The 406-nt window shown below is 77.1% G+C and carries 1 pseudogene; it reads right to left on the bottom strand.

The window, feature by feature from the left end:
• Positions 1 to 406, bottom strand: a pseudogene (locus tag D180_RS15220) (homoserine kinase); the annotation flags it as partial.

Raw genomic sequence — 406 nt, 5'->3', positions numbered from 1 at the left:
CCGGCCCCGCCGGTGCCGCGGCCTCGGCCTCGGCACGGCTGGCGAACCAGGCGAACACACTCGGACCAGCGCCGGAAATGCCCGCACCCATCGCCCCCGCCGCCAGCGCCGCCGCCTTGGCCGCGTCGAAGCCGACGATCAGCGGCGCGCGGCGCGGCTCGATCAGCACGTCGCGCAGGCCGGCGCGCACCAGCGCCTCGTCGCCGGCATGGCAGCCCGCCAGCACCAACGCCAGGTTCGCGCTCTGCGCGACGAACTCGCCGAGCCGGTACTCGCCGGCCAGCGCTGCGCGCGCGTGGCGCGTCTCCAGCGTCGCGTCCGGGTGCACCAGCAGGCTGTGCCAGCCGCTCGGCACCGGGACCGGCACCAGCTGCTCCAGGGTCGACAGCACCAGGCCGCCCAGCAG

It is taken from the genome of Xanthomonas sp. SHU 166, assembly GCF_000364685.1.
GTDB classification, from domain to species: domain Bacteria; phylum Pseudomonadota; class Gammaproteobacteria; order Xanthomonadales; family Xanthomonadaceae; genus Xanthomonas_A; species Xanthomonas_A sontii.
This window is presented reverse-complemented; position numbering and strand designations above follow the sequence as displayed.